A 17,552-nucleotide genomic window follows, 5' to 3' on the forward strand; every position below is an offset into this window, starting at 1 on the left:
ATATCCATCTGGGACATTGCCCAACCACCAAAAATATCACCATTGGGATTGGTGTCCGCCGGCATGGCGAGAGTGCGCAAGACCAATTCCCCGCTGGGTCCTTCAGGATTTTCCATATGTCCCCCGTTTTTATATAGTTAGTGCAAAAAGTGGCAGGGCAAGACTTGACCCCGCGCCCGTTGCTGGGTTCATCAGGATTTTCCATATGTCCCCCGTTTTTAACGATTTGAGGCTTGTACAGCAGAAAGGCGAAAACGGCAGAGTTCAGGGGACACCATACTTAACTCTTGGATTTAATTGAGTATGGTGTCCCCTGAACTCCCTAAACTAGAATTTACCTGTAGCTCTGCCCCCTATAGGCTCTCTTCCACCCTAAACAACTTATCCCCCTGAGACAACTTAACCACAAAATTCTCTTCCTTTTTCAACTCCTCCGGCAACTTATCCTTTAGAATCGAAGCCACAAACTGAATCCCCTTCCGGTTCACCAACTGAGCAATCTTCAGAAGTTGATTGTCATGCATCAACTCCTTCTTGTCATTCAGCAGAAAGTGCAGGCAGGGGATATCCTCTTCATCGGCAAACAGAGTATAGGCGATATCGAAACAGGAAATCTCCCCCTGCTTTTTGCCGGAGCTGAGGTTGGCGATATCGGTATCGAAGACGCTGAACTTGTAGAGCCGCTCCCCCTTTTTGTTCACGACCGTATCGTACTTCAGCGCATACTGCTCGCCGTATAGCTCCTTGGCGATGGCTGTAAAGTGCCGGTTGAACTTGTTGACTTGATCCTTCAGCTTCAGCTCGAACTCCTCGGAAAAGAGCTCATCATCAATGGTCTCCAGCTTCTTGGCAAGCGACTTCAGGTTCCCCTCCACCTCGGAGAGCTGCTGGATGACGCTTTCGTACTCCCCTTTGCGCCGGTGCTTCTCGTTCAACTCGGCGATCAGCTTTTCCAGCACCGCAAACGAGTCGCTCCGGGTCACCGCCATGGACAGCTCCGCCTCTTCCCGCAACAGCCGGCTCAAATGCGCCGACTTGCTCCTGATCTCCGAATCCAACCGCGGCAGATCCTTGGCGATGAAGCGGACCTTTTCCGCAATCATCCGATTGTGAAAGGCGCAAAGGTCGGCAAAAGTCTTCTGAATCCCGGCGATCCGGTCGGTTGCTTGCTGGTAGATCTGCTCCAGTTGCCGCAGGTCGATGTGGGCCGTGCTCTTTTCCAGGTCCTGTTGCGCCCCCAGAATCAGGTCGCGCCGGATGTTCAGCCGACCCATTTCCGCGCTGACGAGGTTGATCTGGTACTTGACCTGATTCAGCCGGTCCAGATCGGCCTCGAAACTCTCGTTGAGGTTGAAATCTGCCTTTCGCCGGTTGAGTTGCTCGATTTCACCTTCCAGGATGGCTAAGGCGGTCTCATAGGCCGATCTGGTCTGGTTCTTCTCCAGCCGGGCCTTGAAGGTCTGCTCCAGCCGAATCTGCGCTAACAGCTCCTGCTTGGCATCCCCCTGGCCATAATCGACCCCGAGGAGGTACAGGTACAAGGTTTCGTATTCGGCGTCTCTGGTATACCGATCGAGGGTTTTGAGGGTATAGATCAGGCTCAGGTCTTTGTAGCGGATATTGTGGGAGATGATCTGGCGCAGGGACGGCTTGCCGCGATGGCCGGGGAAAAGGAGTTCGGTCAGGGTCGCCTCGAATTCCTTGTTATCGGACAACGACTTGCCGTTGATCCCCTGGATTTTCCGGTTTCTCGGCAGAAAATTGCGCTCGATCCTGATTTCCTTGGCGTCATCCCGCGACAGATCGTCGGTAAGCACCAGGGTAATCAGCACTTCGTTATCAAACAGAAAGTCCTTGACCAGCTTGTATTCCTGTTTCTTCTGCTCCGGATCGGTATAGATCTGTTTCGCTTTTCCGGCCAGACAGAAATCCACCAGCATGAGCACCGTGGTCTTCCCCACGTTGTTGCCGGTCTCGATCCCGTTGACGTTGGGCGTCTCATCCTCGATCAGATTGATGCCGCTGTGAAACCTGATCTGGCGGATGATCTCGTCGTGGCTGGAGATGGTGAGGGATTTCAGGAACATAATTCTACGTCCCCCCGATCGTTCAGGCTGACCAGATTCAACAGATAGAGCCAATCCAGGCAGAGGACAAAGACCGGCATGGTCATCTGCCGGAGTTTCTGGGTGCGCGCATACAGGTCGAACAGCCCCAACGCGCGCTCCTCGCGGAGCGCCTGCAGCACAAAGGCGCCGTTGTAATAGATACTCTGATCCGGGTGGATGTTGTCAGGCAGCAACATGGGCGTATCCTAGCGGATTCTTGAATATCTTGCACCGGGTAAATGCATCTACCACAAGAATGTTGACGCACAAATCCAGCTCTTCCCGGGGTATGGGGGTGAAGTTGGCGCTTTCCTGCACCCGCTCCGCCACGCACTCCACCACCTTGTCAAACAGGTCGTCGTTGCTCAGGCGGGTCCGGTGCTTGCTGTAAAAACCCTTGATGGAGTCCAGCACTGCGAGGCTCTTGTTGCTCCCCTCCCGGTCGAAGGTATTGTAAATTCCGTCGAGCCGGCGGCAATGAATGGCGTAGTCCTCGATGATATCGCGGGCGCGGTCCAGGTCGTTGAATTCGATCTTCTTGTCGATATCGAACGGGACCGTCTCAGGGGGGGAACCGTTTTGCCGCCAGTTCTCCTGCGCCAGGATCGTGATGATGGCGGCAAGGTTCGACTCCAGACTGACCGGGTCCACCTCAGCCACCAGTTCCTTCTTGAGGAAGGAGGCGATGCGCTGCTGGTGCGCTGCACCAAGACTGCCGATATATCGCAGCAACGAGGTGATGTCGTGAATGTCGCACTGGGGATCGAAGGTCAGGCGGTGGGGGTTGGCAAAGCTCTTGGTTCGCAGTTCGGCGGCGCCCTTGGAGATGGATATGAACTTGAACGAAAACCCGGCATACGCGGACAGATCCTTGGCAAGGGCCGACTCGATCTTGCTCTTGGTGGCGGTGGCGGACACCTGAACGACAATCTTGTTTACATGGTCGATCAGGTCGATAGCTTCGGCATTCGGCTTGACAACATTCAGGTTCCGCAGTTGCCAACTGAACAGCTCATTGCAGAAATGGGCGTAGAAGTCCTCGCAATGCCGGTGAAGGTCGAGCAGGTTCAGCTTGCCGCGCTGCTCGATTTCATAGGCCAGAACGGAAAGCTTATGGATGATGTAATCGACATTATTGAGCCTGTTCATCAAAGATCCCTCAATGCAAGAAAATGCGGGCCGACGACCAGCACCAACGAAGTGAGGTCACGCCTGGGGGCCGAAGGGGACGTTGTTGATTTGTCGCCTAGCATTTCGGGCTAGTTTACAAATAAACAACAAGGGCTCGGGGTCAGGTCTTGCCTTGCCACTTGTCAACCCGAGCAAGGGCTCGGGGTCAGGTCTTGCCTTGCCACTTGTCAACCCGCAGAATGGGCAACAATCCCCTCCAACTCCCCCAAAATCCTCACCATCGCCAGAGTATCCAACCGGCAATACTCCAACATCGCCCGCCGCAGCTCGGCAAGCGCGACCGGGTCCTCAAGCGCGCACATCTCGTGATAGGCCTCCATCGCCGCCATGCCGTCGGCGATCGCCATCCCCGCGTAGGACAACTCCGGTACCATCGCCGGCAGCACCTCCTTGATGGAATACGAACCGCGCATCTGCCAGCGGTACACGTCGCGCCGCCGGAACGGCACCATCAGGTCGCGCACGTTGGCCAGCCGCTCATCGATGGCCTCGGCCAGATCGGGAAAAGTCTTGGCCAGCTCCCGCAGCACTCCCTTTTCGAAGGCCTGGTTGTAGGTCAGCACGCAGGCGTCAACGGGAACCACGGCGAGCAGCCGCTCGATCAGCTCGCGACGCGGGTCGCCGTCCGGCGGGGCGAGGTACTCGAAGTGCCGCGGCTCGGCCCCGGCACTCTCCTGGACGTGCAGCGAAAACTGGAAGGGCACCTGCTGGTAGGGGCGGGTGCCGTCGAACTTGGGAATCGGGGTGTTGAAGGTCTCGAAGTCAAGATGGCAGATCGGATACCACAGGGTCTCGAGAAAGGCCGTCACCCGCTGCGGGTCGGTAGCGTCCTGCCGGTTGAGGGTCGCCTCGGCCTGCTGGCGCTGGGCGGCGTTGAGGGTGTCGAGGGGCACGTCCTGCAGCCTGACGATCCCCCGGCTGTAAAGGTCGAACTTGTCGACGCCGCTGCCGCGCAGGTCGAAGATCGAATCTTCGGGGATGTGCCGCCAGCACCAGGGGATGTAGTCGCACGCGTAGGGGTCGTTGCAGTGGGGGCCGATATCGATATCCGGCTCGGCGGTTTCGCCCATGGTCTCGCGCCGTTCGGCGACGAGCTCCGTCATGCTCTGCTGGCGCGCCGCGACCTTGAGGCTGATCTCCTCGCTGGCGAAGAGCTTGTCGGCCTCGATGGCGCCCCGGCGCACATAGCTGTTGTCGATGTGGACGAGAAAGGACTTGGAGACGGAGAGGCCGCACCCGTTCAGCACATAGCGCTGGATGGCGACGTCATCGAGGTTAACGTCCTTGACGGATGTCCCCATCTTGACCTCGTGGATCTGCCAGGCGGCGCCGTCGCGCACCAGGATGTCGACCTTGACGAAGATGGCGGAGAAGGAGAAGGAGGCCTCGTAGATGACCTCGGCGCCGTCGTCGATCAGCTCCCGGGTGCGAGCGAGCTGGGCGGGAAAGGAAAGCCCCTCGTAAGGGACCTCGACGCCGCCGGGGAAGAGCTGCTGGGCGAGGAGTCCGACCGCGTTGCCGGCGGCGAACTTGGCCTCGAGCTCGGGCTGGGGGGGGAACTCGAAGTCGGGCGGGTTCTTCTTCAGCCACAGGGCGCGCTGGCACTGGATCCCCTTGAGAATGAGCGATTTGCTCAGGCCGCTGCTTCTGCGCTTGCCCATCTTGCTCCCCCGGGACGGATCGGAAAATACACAATAAAAACGGAGAGCTAGTATGGCACAGGCGATTCGGAACCGGCAACAGAAATTAACCGTCCCTCAGCATGCGGCATTCCCCGCGACTTTCTTCAATGTCCACTCCAAAAGGCCAAATCGGCCTCACGCCCGTTCGCTGCGCTCACTCAAGACGCAAAGACGCAAAGGAAATTCTGGAAACCGTCCTCACGCCCGCTCGCTGGGCTCGCTCATGGTCGCAAAGGTCGCAAAGGTCGCGAAGGAAAAGCAGGTTCAAGAGCTTCTGTTTGGGTTAAAAGCCCTCCCCCGTTTGCCGCCACCGGAGCGGAGTGGATGAATCCGGAGAAACGCGGGCGAATGTCCGAAGCCGCTAGGCAAGTTTTCGCCCGCGCCGGATTCATCTGCGCAGCGCAGGGAACCTGCCGTCGCCGAAGGCGATGGCGGGCAAGGCGTCCGGGGCGCCCTGGGGTCCAGGGGGGTGGGCGAGCACCCCCTTGGTCGCCCTCAGGGGGCGAGTCCCCTGGACGTCAAGAAGGCCTCTCAGTCATTGAGGGTTGAAGACGCCTCCCCGTCATTCCCGATTGAACAAAAAAAAGGACGCCCGAAACCGGGCGCCCCGTGAGCATCGTTCATGCTTCAGGACTCACTTCCCCGCGTGGATGGCAGCGCCAATGGCGCCGACGATGCTCGGAACTTCGGGGACGGTGACCGGGACCCCGAGCTTCTGCTCCAGGGCCCGGGCCATGAAGGGGTTGTTGGCCACCCCGCCCGAGAAGACCACCTCGCCGGCGCAGCCGATCCGCTCCAGCATTCCGGCCAGCCGCTCGACCACCGCCAGGTGGATGGAGCGGGCGATGTCGGCGGGGGCGAAGCCCCGGTTCTTGAGGGAGACGACCTCGCTCTCGGCGAAGACCGCGCACATGCTGTTGATCGGCACGTCCTGCCCGGAGGAGGCGGCCGCCGCGCCGAACTCGCCGAGGGAGTAGCCGAGGGAGGCGGCCATCATCTCCAGAAAGCGCCCGGTGCCGGCGGCGCACTTGTCGTTCATCTGGAAGTTGACCACCCGCCCCTCGGCGTCGAGGGCGATGACCTTGCTGTCCTGGCCGCCGACGTCGAGGACGGTGCGGCAGCCGGGAACGAGGTGGCGAGCGCCGAGGGCGTGGGCCTTGATCTCGGTGATGGTGCCTCCGGCGAAGTGTTTCTGCGCCAGGTGGCGGCCGTAGCCGGTGGCGGTCACCGCGGCCGGCGCGTACTTGCCGATCATCTCGACCGACTGGACGTGCGGGTCGAAGCCGCTCTCGGCCACGTCGTAATGAAGGAGGTCGCCGTCCTGCAGGACGGCGACCTTGATGGTTCTGGAGCCTAAATCAATTCCCAAATGCATGGAAGATTACCCCTGGATCTGCTCGATAAAGGCCTCGACCCGGGTCTGCAGCTGGCCGACGTCCTCGGGGGAGTAGTCGGACTCGATGGCGAGGAAGGGAATCCCCTCCTTCTCGCAGGCCCGGCGCAGCTTGACCGCCTCGATGTTGTAGGTGTGGCAGAACTGCAGACAGTAGTCGATGATCCCCTGGGCGCCCGAGTCCCGGTATTCCTTGATGACCTGGTCGATGCGCTCGTCGTTGGGGGTGAAGCAGGAGCAGTCGATCTGCATGTACCGCTCGGTGAGCCGCTCGAGCTGCTCCTCGACGCTGCTGCTCCCCTCGTCGATGGTGTCCTTGTAGTAGCGGGTGCCGATGCAGCTCTCCTCGTTGACGACGACGGCGCCCGAGGTCTCGATGATGTTGTGCAGCTTCCAGTTGGGCAGGGCCATGGGGGTGCCGGAGACCATGATGCGCGGCGTCGAGGCGGGGGCGACGGCGACGCCCTGCTCGATCCGATCCTCCAGCTCGTCGCACAGCGCGTTGACCTGCTTGACGAAGCGGCCCGGCTCGTCGTAGAAGGCGATCTGCTCGATCAGGAGCATGTCCTTGCCGCTGATGGGCGAGGGGTTGTGGTGGCGCAGGGCGTTGAGGCGCTGCAGGGCGGTGCGCTTGGCGTTGATGAGCTTGATGCTCGCGGCGATCTCGTCGAAGCCGGTGTCGTTGCCGGTGACCTTGTCGACGGCGGCCTTGAAGTCCTTGACCTCCTCCAGCCACAACGCCTTGTCGCGCTCTCCCTTCTTCTGGGGGATCTCCATGACGTGGGTCGGGACGTACTCGTCGAGGAGCTCCCAGGTCTTCTTCTTGGCGTCGCAGGTCGTCTCGCCGTAGACGAAGTCGACGACCTGGAAGTAGGGGCAGAGCTTGCCGACCTTGAAGCCGAAGGCCGACTTGACCATGGGGCAGATGTTGCGGGGCAGGATCTTCTCGGCGTCGGCGATGGAGCCCTGGGCGCCGCCGCAGAGCCCGACGCAGATGCCGCCGGCGGCCTGGACCAGCTCTTCGGGGACGTAGACGCAGAAGGTGCCGATGACAGGCTTGCCCGCCTCCTTGGCGTCGACCAGTTCCTGGATGCGCCCGGTGTGGATATTCTCGATCATGCTGTCGAAATAGGCCATCCCCCCGGGCCGGTTCTTCTGGCTCAAAAAGATGCCGGTGTAGGCCTGGGTCAGCATCGCCGGCATCCCCTTGAACCGCTCCACGTCCACGTCGAGCTTGGCCCAGAGATCCGGGTCGGATTTCACCTCGAACTGCTTCTCTGCCATTCCATACCTCCTTCAGACTTGAAAATTTGGCCTTTGCCAATGACGTTCCAAGAACTATCTTGCAGCGGGTCGCTACGGTATCGGCAGGGTACCCTTGCCCCCGGGGGAAAATCAAACAATTAATATCGATACATCTCAGACATTGCATAGTTTTTTTCTATGCATTGGACCGCGAGATGGGGCAGGCGCAGATCGACCGTCATCCTACGGATAGGGGGGCAGGCAAAGGGGACGGGACTCTTGAGACGATGGGGAGAAAGAGGACCGGCAAGGCCGGACGGCCTCAGTGCCGGCGGCCGGACCCTTCGTGCCCGAGGGCGGCGGGGGGCGGCTCGAAGTCGAGGCGAACCTCGGGATGGCGGATCTGTCCGCCGCGATTGGCGGTCCAGCCGAACGCGGCGCCGCTGAGAGCGGCCAGGAGCAGGATCCCGACCGCCATCGCCTGGGGCAGGCTCTTGCGGACCAGGGTCACGGTCAGCCCCGCCAGGGCCGCGAGGCCGAGGGCGCCGGCGGCGTACTGGGCGATGTGGGCGGCCGACCCGTGGGCCTCGATCAGTTCGGCGGAGACCCCGGGCAGGTGCTCCGCCACCCCCTCGGCCCGGTGCCCGGTCAGCAGAGCGGGAACGACGGACAGGGCGACGACGACGAAGAGGCCGAGGACGGCCGAGGTCAGCTCGAGATTCTTGCGAAAATGGGCGTAGACTAAAAGCAGAAGGGCGAAAAAGAGCCCCACGACGGGGAAGTGGTTGACGACCAGGTGCAGGTGGGCCCAGTTCATACAATCCTCCGGATCACATCATTTCAAAAAGCCAGCCTTCAGCTTACAGCTTACAGCTGGTTTTAATTATGCTCCCGCGTCTTGTGGAAGACGACGTCGGGCCACTGCTCGATGGTGTGGCCGAGGCGCCACTCGCTGGCGGCGAGAAAGGCGAGGTTCCCCTCGGCGTCGTGGGCCAGGCTGTGCTGGTTCTTCTTCTGGAACTCGTCGAGCTTCTGGCGGTCGTCGCAGGCGATCCAGCGGGCGGTGGCGTAGGGAACCCCCTCGTAGACGGCGTCGACGGCGTACTCGGCCTTGAGCCGCGCCATGATGACGTCGAACTGGAGCACGCCGACGGCGCCGAGGATGTAGTCGGTGGTGGCGAGGGGNGCCCTTGTCGAGCTGCTTGGCCTTGAGGGGGTTCTTCAGGCGCACCCGGCGGAAATGCTCGGGGGCGAAGGACGGGATGCCGGTGAACTTGAGGGGCTCCTTGACGGTGAAGGTGTCGCCGATCTTGATCGTACCGTGGTTGTGGATGCCGATGATGTCGCCGGCATAGGCCTCCTCGACATGGGCCCGGTCCTGGGCCATGAAGATGGTCGCGTTGGCGATGGCGACCTCTTTGCCGATGCGGTGGTGGCGCACCTTCATGCCGCGGGTGAACTTGCCGGAGCAGACCCGGAAAAAGGCGATGCGGTCCCGGTGCGCCGGGTCCATGTTCGCCTGGATCTTGAAGACGAAGCCGGAGAAGGGCTCCTCGTAGGGGGAGACCTCGCGGGTGGTCGTCTCCCGGGGACGCGGCGGCGGGGCCTGCTCGACGAAGGCGTCGAGCATCTCCTGGACGCCGAAATTGTTGATGGCGCTGCCGAAGAAGACCGGCGTCTGGTTCCCCTTCAGGTAGTGCTCGAGCTCGAAGGGGTTGGCCGCCCCCTCGAGCAGCTCCACGTCCTCGCGCAACTCGTCGGCCTGGCTGCCGAGCAGCTCGTCGAGGCGCGGGTCGGAGAGGTCGTCGATGACGATCCCCTCGCCGCCCCGCGTCTCCTGCCCGGGGGTAAAGAGGTGCAGCTGCTTCTTATAGAGGTTGTAGGTCCCCTTGAAGCGCTTGCCCATGCCGATGGGCCAGGACAGGGGGGCGCACTCGACCTGCAGGGTCTCCTCGATGTCGGCGAGGATGTCGAGCGGTTCGAGGCCCTCGCGATCGAGCTTGTTGATGAAGGTCATGATGGGGGTGTTGCGCATGCGGCAGACCTCCATCAGCTTCTTGGTCTGGGTCTCGACCCCCTTGGCGCTGTCGATGACCATCAGCGCGCTGTCGACGGCGGTCAGCACCCGGTAGGTGTCTTCGGAGAAGTCCTGGTGGCCTGGGGTGTCGAGGAGGTTGACCTCGAAGTCCCGGTAGTTGAACTTCATCACCGAGGAGGTGACGGAGATGCCCCGCTCCTGCTCCATGGCCATCCAGTCGCTGGTGGCGTGGCGGGTGGCCTTGCGCGCCTTGACCGCCCCGGCCATCTGGATCGCCCCGCCGAAGAGCAACAACTTTTCGGTCAGGGTGGTCTTGCCCGCGTCGGGGTGGCTGATGATGCCGAAGGTGCGGCGGCGGTCGACTTCCTTCTGATACTTGCTCACGAATAAACCTCTTGGGATCTGAACGCAAAAAAAGCGGGCCGCAACGGCCCGTTTCTACGCATATTAGCCCATTTGGCGCGGCCCCGTCAATGCGGGAAATCGCCCCGCCCCGCGGCCCCGGGAAAAGGGGCCTTGCACTTTCGCATATTTGCAAAAGGCTCATTTTCGAGGTCGCGGCGATGCAAAACCGCGTTTTGCATCGCCGCGACCCTCCCCTTCAAATCGGCGGAGGCCCCGGGAAGAATAGGTCTCTCCCCCCGAAGTCAGGCCCCGAAATGGCCTCCCGCCACCCCCTGAAAGCCTCGTCTTTTTCGCATTCCTGCAAATCCCCCACAGGTTCAACAATCCGAAAAATGGCCTCTTCCAAAACCGCAAGCATCTGTTTTTAGGCCGTTTTTTAAAAAATAATATTTTTTTTAAAACATTGGTATGGGCGTTGCTCTTAACCAGGACAACAAGCGGCAACACGAAGGTTTCCCATTCCAACCCGAGGCATCCATGCAAAGCCGAAACGTTTGTCCATTTCTGCGCAAGGACGATGATATCTGCGACGTCGGCCACGGCTACATCAGCCCCTCGGACGTCAAGATGATGGTCAGCTTCTGCAACTGTCGCTACTCCGAATGCGCCAAGTTCCAGGAACTGGCCGAACGCTACCCGGCCCGGGCCGCATACGCCCAGCCGACCCCGAGGCAACCCCTTTTCCGTCCGGCCCCGCAGGCCGCCGCGACCCTGGCGACAGCGGCCGGGCCGTCCCCGGGACCACCGGAGGTCGCCCCCTTCAAAGTCAAATGGCCCTTACCATACCATGTCAGTTTTCTTACCAGTCAGTACAAGGAAAACCCCAATCCCCTCAAGGAGGCATCAATGGCAACCCAAACCGCAGTGAAGAACAAAGGCTGGACCGTCGCCCTCGCCGGTCTCGGAGTCAATCTGGCCCTCGGCATCCTCTACGCTTACAGCATGCTCAAGGGCGATATCGCCAAGCTCTTCGACGGAGCCGGCGACCCGTACGCCTTCGCCTGCCTGTCCTTCGCCCTGTCGATGATCGTCGGCGGAAAGCTTCAGGATAAGGCCGGGCCCCGCCTCACCGCCATTCTCGGCGGCCTGCTGGTCGGCGCCGGCTTCCTGGTCTGCTCCCAGACCTCCAGCTACTGGGGCTGGGTCCTCGGCTTCGGCGTCCTGGCCGGCTTCGGCTTCGGCTTCGGCTACTCGGCGGCCACCCCGCCCGCGCTCAAGTGGTTCCCCTCGGCCAAGACCGGCCTGATCGCCGGGATCGTCGTCGCCGGCTTCGGCATCGCCCCGGTCTACCTCGCCCCGCTGGCCAAGTACCTGCTCGCCAGCTACGGCCTGCATTCCACCATGATGATCCTCGGCATCGCCTTCATCGCCATCGTCTGCGGCATGGCCATGTTCATCTCCAATCCCCCCGCCGGCTTCACGGCCGAAGAGGGCGGCGCCACGGCGGCCAAGAAGTCCTCGGTGGCCGACAAGACCCCGATGGAGATCCTCCGCGAAGGGCGCTTCTACACCCTCTGGACCACCTACTTCATCGGCGCCGGCGCCGGCCTGATGGTCATCGGCAGCATCGCCGGGCTGGCCAAGAAGAGCATGGGCGAAATGGCCTTCATCGCCGTGATCATGATGTCGATCGGCAACGCCGCCGGCCGCGTCGTCGCCGGGGTCCTCTCCGACAAGATCGGCCGCGCCAACACCCTGCTGATCATGCTCGTCTTCCAGGCGGCCCTGATGTTCGCCGGCATCTCGGTGGTCGGAGGCGAGAGCGCCAACGCCATCCTGGTCACCCTGCTGGCCTCCTTCATCGGCTTCAACTACGGCACCAACCTCTCCCTCTTCCCCTCCTTCGCCAAGGACTACTGGGGCTCCAAGAACTACGGCCTCAACTACGGCATCCTCTTCTCCGCCTGGGGGGTCGGCGCCTTCGTCCTGGTCAAGGCCTCCGCGGCGCTGAGCGCCAAGTTCGGCGGCTTCACCGTCCCCCTCGCCGTCGCCGGGACCATGCTCCTCGTCGGCGCCATGCTCTCGCTCTCCCTGCGCCCCAAAAAGGCCGCGGTGGCCGTCGAGGTACCCGCTACCGCCGGGCTGGAAGAGGAAGACCTCGCCTTCCAGAGAGCCAACGACTAAACCCCGGGCACCTCAGCCCGTCACCCGAAAGAGGGGCCTCGCTATGGCGGGGCCCCTCTTTTTTTCGTATATACCGTGTGTTGCCGAGGCGCGAGAGATGTGTTTTTCGCCCCCCCTTCGCCGCCGCCGGAGCGCAGTGGATGAATTTGGGAAGACGCGGACGACTGTCCGAAGCCGAAGGCAAGTTTTCGTCCGCGCCAAATTCATCTGCGAAGCGGAGGGAACCCGCCGTCGCTAAAAGCGATGGCGGGCAAGGCGTCGGGGGCGCCCTGGGGTCCAGGGGATTGGGCGAGCAATCCCCTGGTCGCCTGCGGGGGCGAGTCCCCGCGCCGGAATGGAACGGCAGACAATCAGATCCTCCCGGGAGCATTCCGAAGTCTTCCAAATCCCTCTGGAATCCCAACAGAAAAGGCCCCGCATCTGCGGGGCCTTTTTTCTGGAAATCTATGAGGTCTTCTATCGTCAGGGAACGACGTGAGCGCTGAACTGCTCGTGTTCGATCGACGCCTGCAGGGCGTCGACGATGGAGAGGCCGACAGGTTTCATGAGCAGGATCGCCATGACCCCCACGACGACGAGGGCGCCCATCCAGTTGACCAGGTTGGCGAAAAAGGACCAGTCCTCCTCAGCCACCTTCGGCTTCTTCTCGTCGTCCTCGTCCCGCACCTCGCGGGCCGCCTTCTTCATGAAGCGTCCCGACAGCATGAAGATCATCGCCGAGACCATGAACTGGGGCATAACGTCGAGACCCAGCCTGCCGGTCGCCGCCATGAATCCGTAAAACCCGACGGCGCACAGGCCGAGAATGGTCATGTGCTGGCTCAACTTTGCGTTCACAACCGGACTCCCCACTCTGCGTCTTGAAGAAAAGACGTTGCCTTATCCACTATGGGATAATATCACAAATCGAGCATAAATATCCGCCCCGTAAGGCTTTTTATGAAATTAACCGTTGTTCTAAAACATGTCAAGGGCAAAGCGCACCACCTTCGTCCGGACCCCGCCGACGGACCCGATTTCGGTCGCCGCAACGTCACCGTCGCCTCCACCTCGAATAGTGCTAGACTTTTCTGACAAAATAAGTATTATTATTGAATACTTATGTTTTATCTTTTTCCTCGACTCCAAGGAGGCTGCCATGAATTCCTTCTTCAAGACGGTCAGCGTATGGACCATCGCCCTGGCGCTGGTCGGAGCGTCCCTCTGCCCGGCAAACTCCCAGGGAAAGATCGCCAAGAGGCTCCCTCCCCACGAGTACGGCACCACGCTCATGAACAACTACTCGGAGCAAAGCCAGATGGCCCCGGTCGTGTTCCGGCACTGGGTGCATCGCTCAAAGCACACCTGCCGCCTCTGCCACGTCGACATCGGCTTCGCCATGGAGGCCGGCCAAACCCTCGTCCGGGAGAAGGACAACCGGGACGGGCAATACTGCGGGGTGTGCCACAACGGCAAGGAAGCCTTCGCCTGCGAGGGGAAAAGCCTCCTCGGCAAGGCGGAGAAGAACTGCGACCGCTGCCACACGACGACCCCCATCGGCAGGGACGACGACATCCGGGACGATTTCGATCGCATGGCTGAAAAACTCCCCGAGGGCCGCTTCGGAAACCGGGTCGACTGGGCCATGGCGAGCCGGCAAAACATGGTCAAGCCGAAGGACTTCATCGCCGGCGTCTCCTTTCCCCGGACCAAGATGAAGCACCAGCAGGGAGACGTCAGCCTCGACGCCAAACTTGCGGGCCTGCCGGACATCATCTTCTCCCACGAGGAGCACGCCACCTGGAACAGCTGCGACCTCTGCCATCCCGAGGTTTTCGCCCTGAAGGCGGGAGCCACCAAGTACACCATGCAGGACATCTTCGCCGGCCGCTACTGCGGGGCCTGCCACGGCAACGTCGCCTTCCCCCTCAAGGACTGCGGCCGCTGTCACTCGAAGCCGGTCTTCTAGATGGCGAATTTTCCGCTTCGACCGATCTTCCTGGCCGCCCTGGCCCTTCTATGCTGGCCGCTCATCGCCCCCCCGACCGGCGGAGCGGCCCGGGCCATGAACCGTGAAGAACTGGCGCAGGTGCTGCGCACCATCCCCCCCAACGGCCCGGCCGAGCACTACGGCGACACCATTATGCGCCCCCGGGGCAAGGCCCGCATGGACCCGGTCGTCTTCCCCCACTGGAGCCACCGCGCCCGCTACACCTGCCGGGTCTGCCACCTCGAGCTGAAATTCTCCATCTACCAGGGGGAGACCCCGATCAACCGGGGCAAGAACCTGGCCGGGAAATTCTGCGGCGCCTGCCACGACGGGAAGACCGCCTTCTCGGTCAGGAACGAAGAGCCCAAGCACTGCGACCGCTGCCACACCCGTGACGACCGGAAGCTGGCCGAGAGCTTCAGGGTCTTCGCCGAAGAAATGCCGAAAGCCCCCTTCGGCAACGGCATCGACTGGGCCGCGGCCCTGGAGCAGGGGCATATCAACCCGGTCCATTCCATCCTTCCCGGCAACCAGCCCAGCATGCACCTGCCGGAGAAGCTGCGCCGCCCCCTCGAGCTCGGCACCACGGCCCCGCGCAGCGGAATCCTCTTCTCCCACACCGACCACATGGACTGGCTCGACTGCTCCAACTGCCACCCCGACATCTTCGACATCCAGAAGGAGGGGACCCAGTTCTTCACCATGGACAAGAACGTCTTCGGCTGGTTCTGCGGCACCTGCCACATGCGCACGGCCTTCCCCATGAACGACTGCAACCGCTGCCACCCCGGAATGAAGAACAATATGGCCTTTTAGCCTGCAGCAGGCGTCGTCCCCTTGCAAAGCGACTCCAATGTCCTAAAATTGAGCAAACAGACCTAACCCTTTCCCCCCAAAGGACCGATGAAGCTCCCACGCTCGAGCGGCATCCTTCTCCATCCCACGTCCCTTCCCGGCCCCCACGGCATCGGTTCCTTCGGCACCGAGGCCTATCGCTTCGTCGATTTTCTGAAGGCGGCGGGGCAGTCGGTTTGGCAGGTCCTCCCCCTCGGCCCGACCGGCTACGGGGACTCCCCCTACAGCGCCTTTTCGGCCTTCGCCGGCAACCCCCTGCTCATCTGCCTGGAACGTCTCGCGGAGGCCGGCGACCTCGACCCCGGGGACCTGGAGGGCATCGCCATGCCGGAGGGCACGGCCCATTACGGCTTTGTCCACGGCTGCAAGGGACGCCTGCTGCACAAGGCAGCCAGGCGCTTCGACGCCGAAGCCGACCCCGCGCGCAGGGTGGCCTTCGACCGCTTCCGCTCCGAGCAGGCCGGCTGGCTCGACGATTACGCCCTGTTCCAGGCCCTGCGCCGACATTTCCGGGACCAGCCCTGGCATCGGTGGGCCGACAAAGCCCGGGGCAGAGACCCTGCCGCAATGGACCACTGGAGGAGGGAACTGGCCGAAGCGATCCACTACCACCAGTATGTGCAGTTCGTCTTTTTCGACCAGTGGTTCGCCCTGAAGGATTACGCGAACAGCCGGGGGGTGCGCATCCTGGGCGACATCCCCATCTTCGTCGCCCTCGACTCGGCCGACGTGTGGGCCAACCCCGAGCTCTTCCACCTGGACAAGTCCGGCCTGCCGACCGAGGTGGCCGGAGTCCCCCCCGATTACTTCAGCGACACCGGCCAGAGGTGGGGAAACCCCCTTTACCGCTGGGACAGGATGGAGGAGGAGGGCTTTGCCTGGTGGCTGAAACGGTTTCGCTGGAACCTGGCCCAGGCGGACCTGGTGCGCATCGACCATTTTCGCGGCTTCGAGGCCTGCTGGGCCATCCCCGCCGAAGAGAAGACGGCGGTCAACGGGGCGTGGGTCGAGGTCCCCGGGGAGGCCCTGTTCAAAAGCCTGCGGCAGAGCCTGGGAGAACTGCCGGTGATCGCCGAGGATCTGGGCGTGATCACCCCCGAGGTCGAGGCCCTGCGCGACCGCTTCGACTTTCCGGGCATGAAAATCCTGCAGTTCGCCTTCGGCTCCGGCCCGGACAATCCCTACCTGCCCCACAACCTGCGGCGCCGCTGCGTGGTCTTTACCGGCACCCACGACAACGACACCACCCAGGGCTGGTGGCAGGACCTGAAGCAGCAGGAGCGCGAAGCGGTCCGGTTCTACCTGGGCAGCGCCGGGGAGGACATCGGCCGGGAGATGATCCGCCTGGCGATGGCCAGCGTCGCGGACCTATGCATCTTTCCCCTTCAGGACGTGCTGGGCCTGGACGGGTCGGCCCGCATGAACCGACCCGGCCAAGGCCGTGGCAACTGGACCTGGCGCCTCCACCCCGGGGTCCTGGGAGAGCAGGTCGGGCAGAGCCTGGCGACCCTGACCCGCACCTTCGGTCGGGCCCCGGCGCCCCCTTCAGCCAAGTCCGGGCAATGACCCTCACCCCGTCGCCCGCGCCTCCGGCCGCCTCCCCCGGCGGCAGCCGAAACGCCCGGGGCGCGCCGGGACCAGGACGAGTTTCCTTGTACCCCGCCGTGCACCTGTGCTAATCTTTCAATTTGACAGACAGAAACAACCGTCAACCCAGGGCCACCGGCCCACCAATTTCCCCCTGGAGGATAAACCGTGAACAAATTTCTCGTTTTCGCCTTGGCCGGCATGATGGCCCTGACCGTCACCGGCTGCAAGGAACAAGCAACCACGGCTCCCGAACCGAAAACGGCGGCGCCGGCCCCGGCCGCCCCTTCGCAGGCCGCTCAAAAAGGTATCAGCGGCAGCGTCACCGAAACGGTGAACTCGGGCGGCTACACCTACGTCCAGGTCGATACGGGCACCGAAAAAGTTTGGGCCGCGGCGCCCGAATTCAATGTTCAGGTGGGCGACTCGGTGGTTGTTCCCGACGGCATGGCCATGGAGAACTACCACAGCAAGACCCTGAACCGTGACTTCCCCCTCGTCTATTTCGTCCCCTCGGTTATGGTCGCGGGCGCCGGTCAGGCGATCGGCGGCGATGCAAAAATGCCCGCCGGGCACCCCGCCATGACCGGCAACGGCGCGGCGCCGGCCCCGGAAGTCGACCTCTCCGGCATCGCCAAGGTCGAAGGGGGCAAGAGCGTGGAGGAGATCTTCGCCGAGCAGGCCGACCTCTCCGGCAAGGAGGTCCAGATACGCGGCAAGGTCGTCAAGTTCAGCCCCCAGATCATGGGCAAGAACTGGATTCACCTTCAGGACGGCACCGGCGGCGAGAAAACCAATGACCTGACCGTCACCACCGCCGGCACCGCCAAGGTGGGCGACACGGTGCTGTTGAAGGGTGTGGTTTCGACCAACAAGGACTTCGGCTACGGCTACAAGTACGACGTGATCATCGAAGACGCCCAGGTGACGGTGGAGTAACGTCAGACTTCAAGCC

Annotated in this window: 13 protein-coding genes and 3 pseudogenes; 5 read left to right on the forward strand and 11 right to left on the reverse strand. The window is 62.2% G+C overall.

Annotation, left to right across the window (positions count from 1 at the left end; all coding sequences use genetic code 11):
• The 10 genes and pseudogenes from C0617_RS17015 to C0617_RS04750 all read right to left on the reverse strand — a co-directional run.
• A pseudogene (locus C0617_RS17015) lies at positions 1–116 on the reverse strand (acyl-CoA thioesterase); the annotation flags it as partial.
• Positions 117–353: 237 nt separating this feature from the next.
• On the reverse strand, positions 354–2,087 hold the full coding sequence (locus C0617_RS04710; protein ID WP_291315860.1) for a DUF2326 domain-containing protein: 1,734 nt from the start codon (positions 2,085–2,087) through the stop codon (positions 354–356).
• Positions 2,078–2,305, reverse strand: a complete 228-nt coding sequence (locus tag C0617_RS04715; RefSeq protein ID WP_291315861.1) for an ABC-three component system middle component 6 — start codon at positions 2,303–2,305, stop codon at positions 2,078–2,080. Before C0617_RS04715 ends, C0617_RS04710 begins: the two co-directional genes overlap by 10 nt.
• Complete coding sequence (locus C0617_RS04720; protein ID WP_291315862.1) at positions 2,292–3,257, reverse strand: ABC-three component system protein; 966 nt, start codon at positions 3,255–3,257, stop codon at positions 2,292–2,294. Before C0617_RS04720 ends, C0617_RS04715 begins: the two co-directional genes overlap by 14 nt.
• Positions 3,258–3,466: 209 nt before the next feature.
• Complete coding sequence (locus tag C0617_RS04725; protein WP_291315863.1) at positions 3,467–4,960, reverse strand: DUF2779 domain-containing protein; 1,494 nt, start codon at positions 4,958–4,960, stop codon at positions 3,467–3,469.
• A 655-nt stretch (positions 4,961–5,615) separates the two neighbouring features.
• On the reverse strand, positions 5,616–6,356 hold the full coding sequence (locus C0617_RS04730) for an acyl-CoA dehydratase activase (RefSeq protein ID WP_291315864.1): 741 nt from the start codon (positions 6,354–6,356) through the stop codon (positions 5,616–5,618).
• A gap of 6 nt (positions 6,357–6,362) precedes the next feature.
• Positions 6,363–7,658, reverse strand: coding sequence for a double-cubane-cluster-containing anaerobic reductase (locus tag C0617_RS04735; protein WP_291315865.1), 1,296 nt, complete (start codon positions 7,656–7,658; stop codon positions 6,363–6,365).
• A 283-nt stretch (positions 7,659–7,941) separates the two neighbouring features.
• Entirely contained in the window at positions 7,942–8,436 is a 495-nt protein-coding gene (locus C0617_RS04740; RefSeq protein ID WP_291315866.1) for a hypothetical protein, read from the reverse strand.
• Between the two features lie 62 nt (positions 8,437–8,498).
• Positions 8,499–8,804: pseudogene (gene prfC / locus C0617_RS04745) on the reverse strand (peptide chain release factor 3); the annotation flags it as partial.
• A 1-nt stretch (position 8,805) separates the two neighbouring features.
• Positions 8,806–10,041 (reverse strand): annotated as a pseudogene (locus tag C0617_RS04750) (peptide chain release factor 3); the annotation flags it as partial.
• 498 nt (positions 10,042–10,539) lie between these two features.
• Between C0617_RS04750 and C0617_RS04755 the strand changes: the two are divergent.
• Entirely contained in the window at positions 10,540–12,186 is a 1,647-nt protein-coding gene (locus C0617_RS04755) for an OFA family MFS transporter (protein ID WP_291315867.1), read from the forward strand.
• Positions 12,187–12,648: 462 nt separating this feature from the next.
• On the opposite strand, the gene C0617_RS04760 is transcribed toward C0617_RS04755, so the two are convergent.
• Positions 12,649–13,023: a hypothetical protein gene (locus tag C0617_RS04760; protein WP_291315868.1), complete on the reverse strand. Its 375-nt coding sequence runs from the start codon at positions 13,021–13,023 to the stop codon at positions 12,649–12,651.
• Positions 13,024–13,324: 301 nt separating this feature from the next.
• Between C0617_RS04760 and C0617_RS04765 the strand changes: the two genes are divergently transcribed.
• From C0617_RS04765 to C0617_RS04780, 4 genes are all read left to right on the forward strand, one after another.
• Positions 13,325–14,134 carry a c(7)-type cytochrome triheme domain-containing protein gene (locus C0617_RS04765; RefSeq protein ID WP_291315869.1) on the forward strand — a complete coding sequence of 270 codons (810 nt, stop codon included), beginning with the start codon at positions 13,325–13,327 and terminating at the stop codon, positions 14,132–14,134.
• Positions 14,135–14,971 carry a c(7)-type cytochrome triheme domain-containing protein gene (locus tag C0617_RS04770; protein ID WP_291315870.1) on the forward strand — a complete coding sequence of 279 codons (837 nt, stop codon included), beginning with the start codon at positions 14,135–14,137 and terminating at the stop codon, positions 14,969–14,971.
• A gap of 87 nt (positions 14,972–15,058) precedes the next feature.
• Entirely contained in the window at positions 15,059–16,576 is a 1,518-nt protein-coding gene (gene malQ / locus C0617_RS04775) for a 4-alpha-glucanotransferase (protein WP_291315871.1), read from the forward strand.
• Positions 16,577–16,765: 189 nt separating this feature from the next.
• Positions 16,766–17,536 carry a hypothetical protein gene (locus C0617_RS04780; protein WP_291315872.1) on the forward strand — a complete coding sequence of 257 codons (771 nt, stop codon included), beginning with the start codon at positions 16,766–16,768 and terminating at the stop codon, positions 17,534–17,536.
• Positions 17,537–17,552 lie beyond the last annotated feature (16 nt).

The organism is Desulfuromonas sp. (assembly GCF_002868845.1).
Taxonomy (GTDB): Bacteria; Desulfobacterota; Desulfuromonadia; order Desulfuromonadales; family BM501; genus BM501.

What these genes read in the sequence shown, in the direction of transcription:
- C0617_RS04710 (WP_291315860.1), bottom strand. Translation starts at nt 2,087, where the DNA reads ATGTTCCTGAAATCCCTCACCATCTCCAGCCACGACGAGATCATCCGC.
- C0617_RS04735 (WP_291315865.1), bottom strand. Translation starts at nt 7,658, where the DNA reads ATGGCAGAGAAGCAGTTCGAGGTGAAATCCGACCCGGATCTCTGGGCC.
- C0617_RS04765 (WP_291315869.1), top strand. Translation starts at nt 13,325, where the DNA reads ATGAATTCCTTCTTCAAGACGGTCAGCGTATGGACCATCGCCCTGGCG.
- malQ (WP_291315871.1), top strand. Translation starts at nt 15,059, where the DNA reads ATGAAGCTCCCACGCTCGAGCGGCATCCTTCTCCATCCCACGTCCCTT.
- C0617_RS04730 (WP_291315864.1), bottom strand. Translation starts at nt 6,356, where the DNA reads ATGCATTTGGGAATTGATTTAGGCTCCAGAACCATCAAGGTCGCCGTC.
- C0617_RS04755 (WP_291315867.1), top strand. Translation starts at nt 10,540, where the DNA reads ATGCAAAGCCGAAACGTTTGTCCATTTCTGCGCAAGGACGATGATATC.
- C0617_RS04715 (WP_291315861.1), bottom strand. Translation starts at nt 2,305, where the DNA reads ATGTTGCTGCCTGACAACATCCACCCGGATCAGAGTATCTATTACAAC.
- C0617_RS04770 (WP_291315870.1), top strand. Translation starts at nt 14,135, where the DNA reads ATGGCGAATTTTCCGCTTCGACCGATCTTCCTGGCCGCCCTGGCCCTT.
- C0617_RS04740 (WP_291315866.1), bottom strand. Translation starts at nt 8,436, where the DNA reads ATGAACTGGGCCCACCTGCACCTGGTCGTCAACCACTTCCCCGTCGTG.
- C0617_RS04725 (WP_291315863.1), bottom strand. Translation starts at nt 4,960, where the DNA reads ATGGGCAAGCGCAGAAGCAGCGGCCTGAGCAAATCGCTCATTCTCAAG.
- C0617_RS04720 (WP_291315862.1), bottom strand. Translation starts at nt 3,257, where the DNA reads ATGAACAGGCTCAATAATGTCGATTACATCATCCATAAGCTTTCCGTT.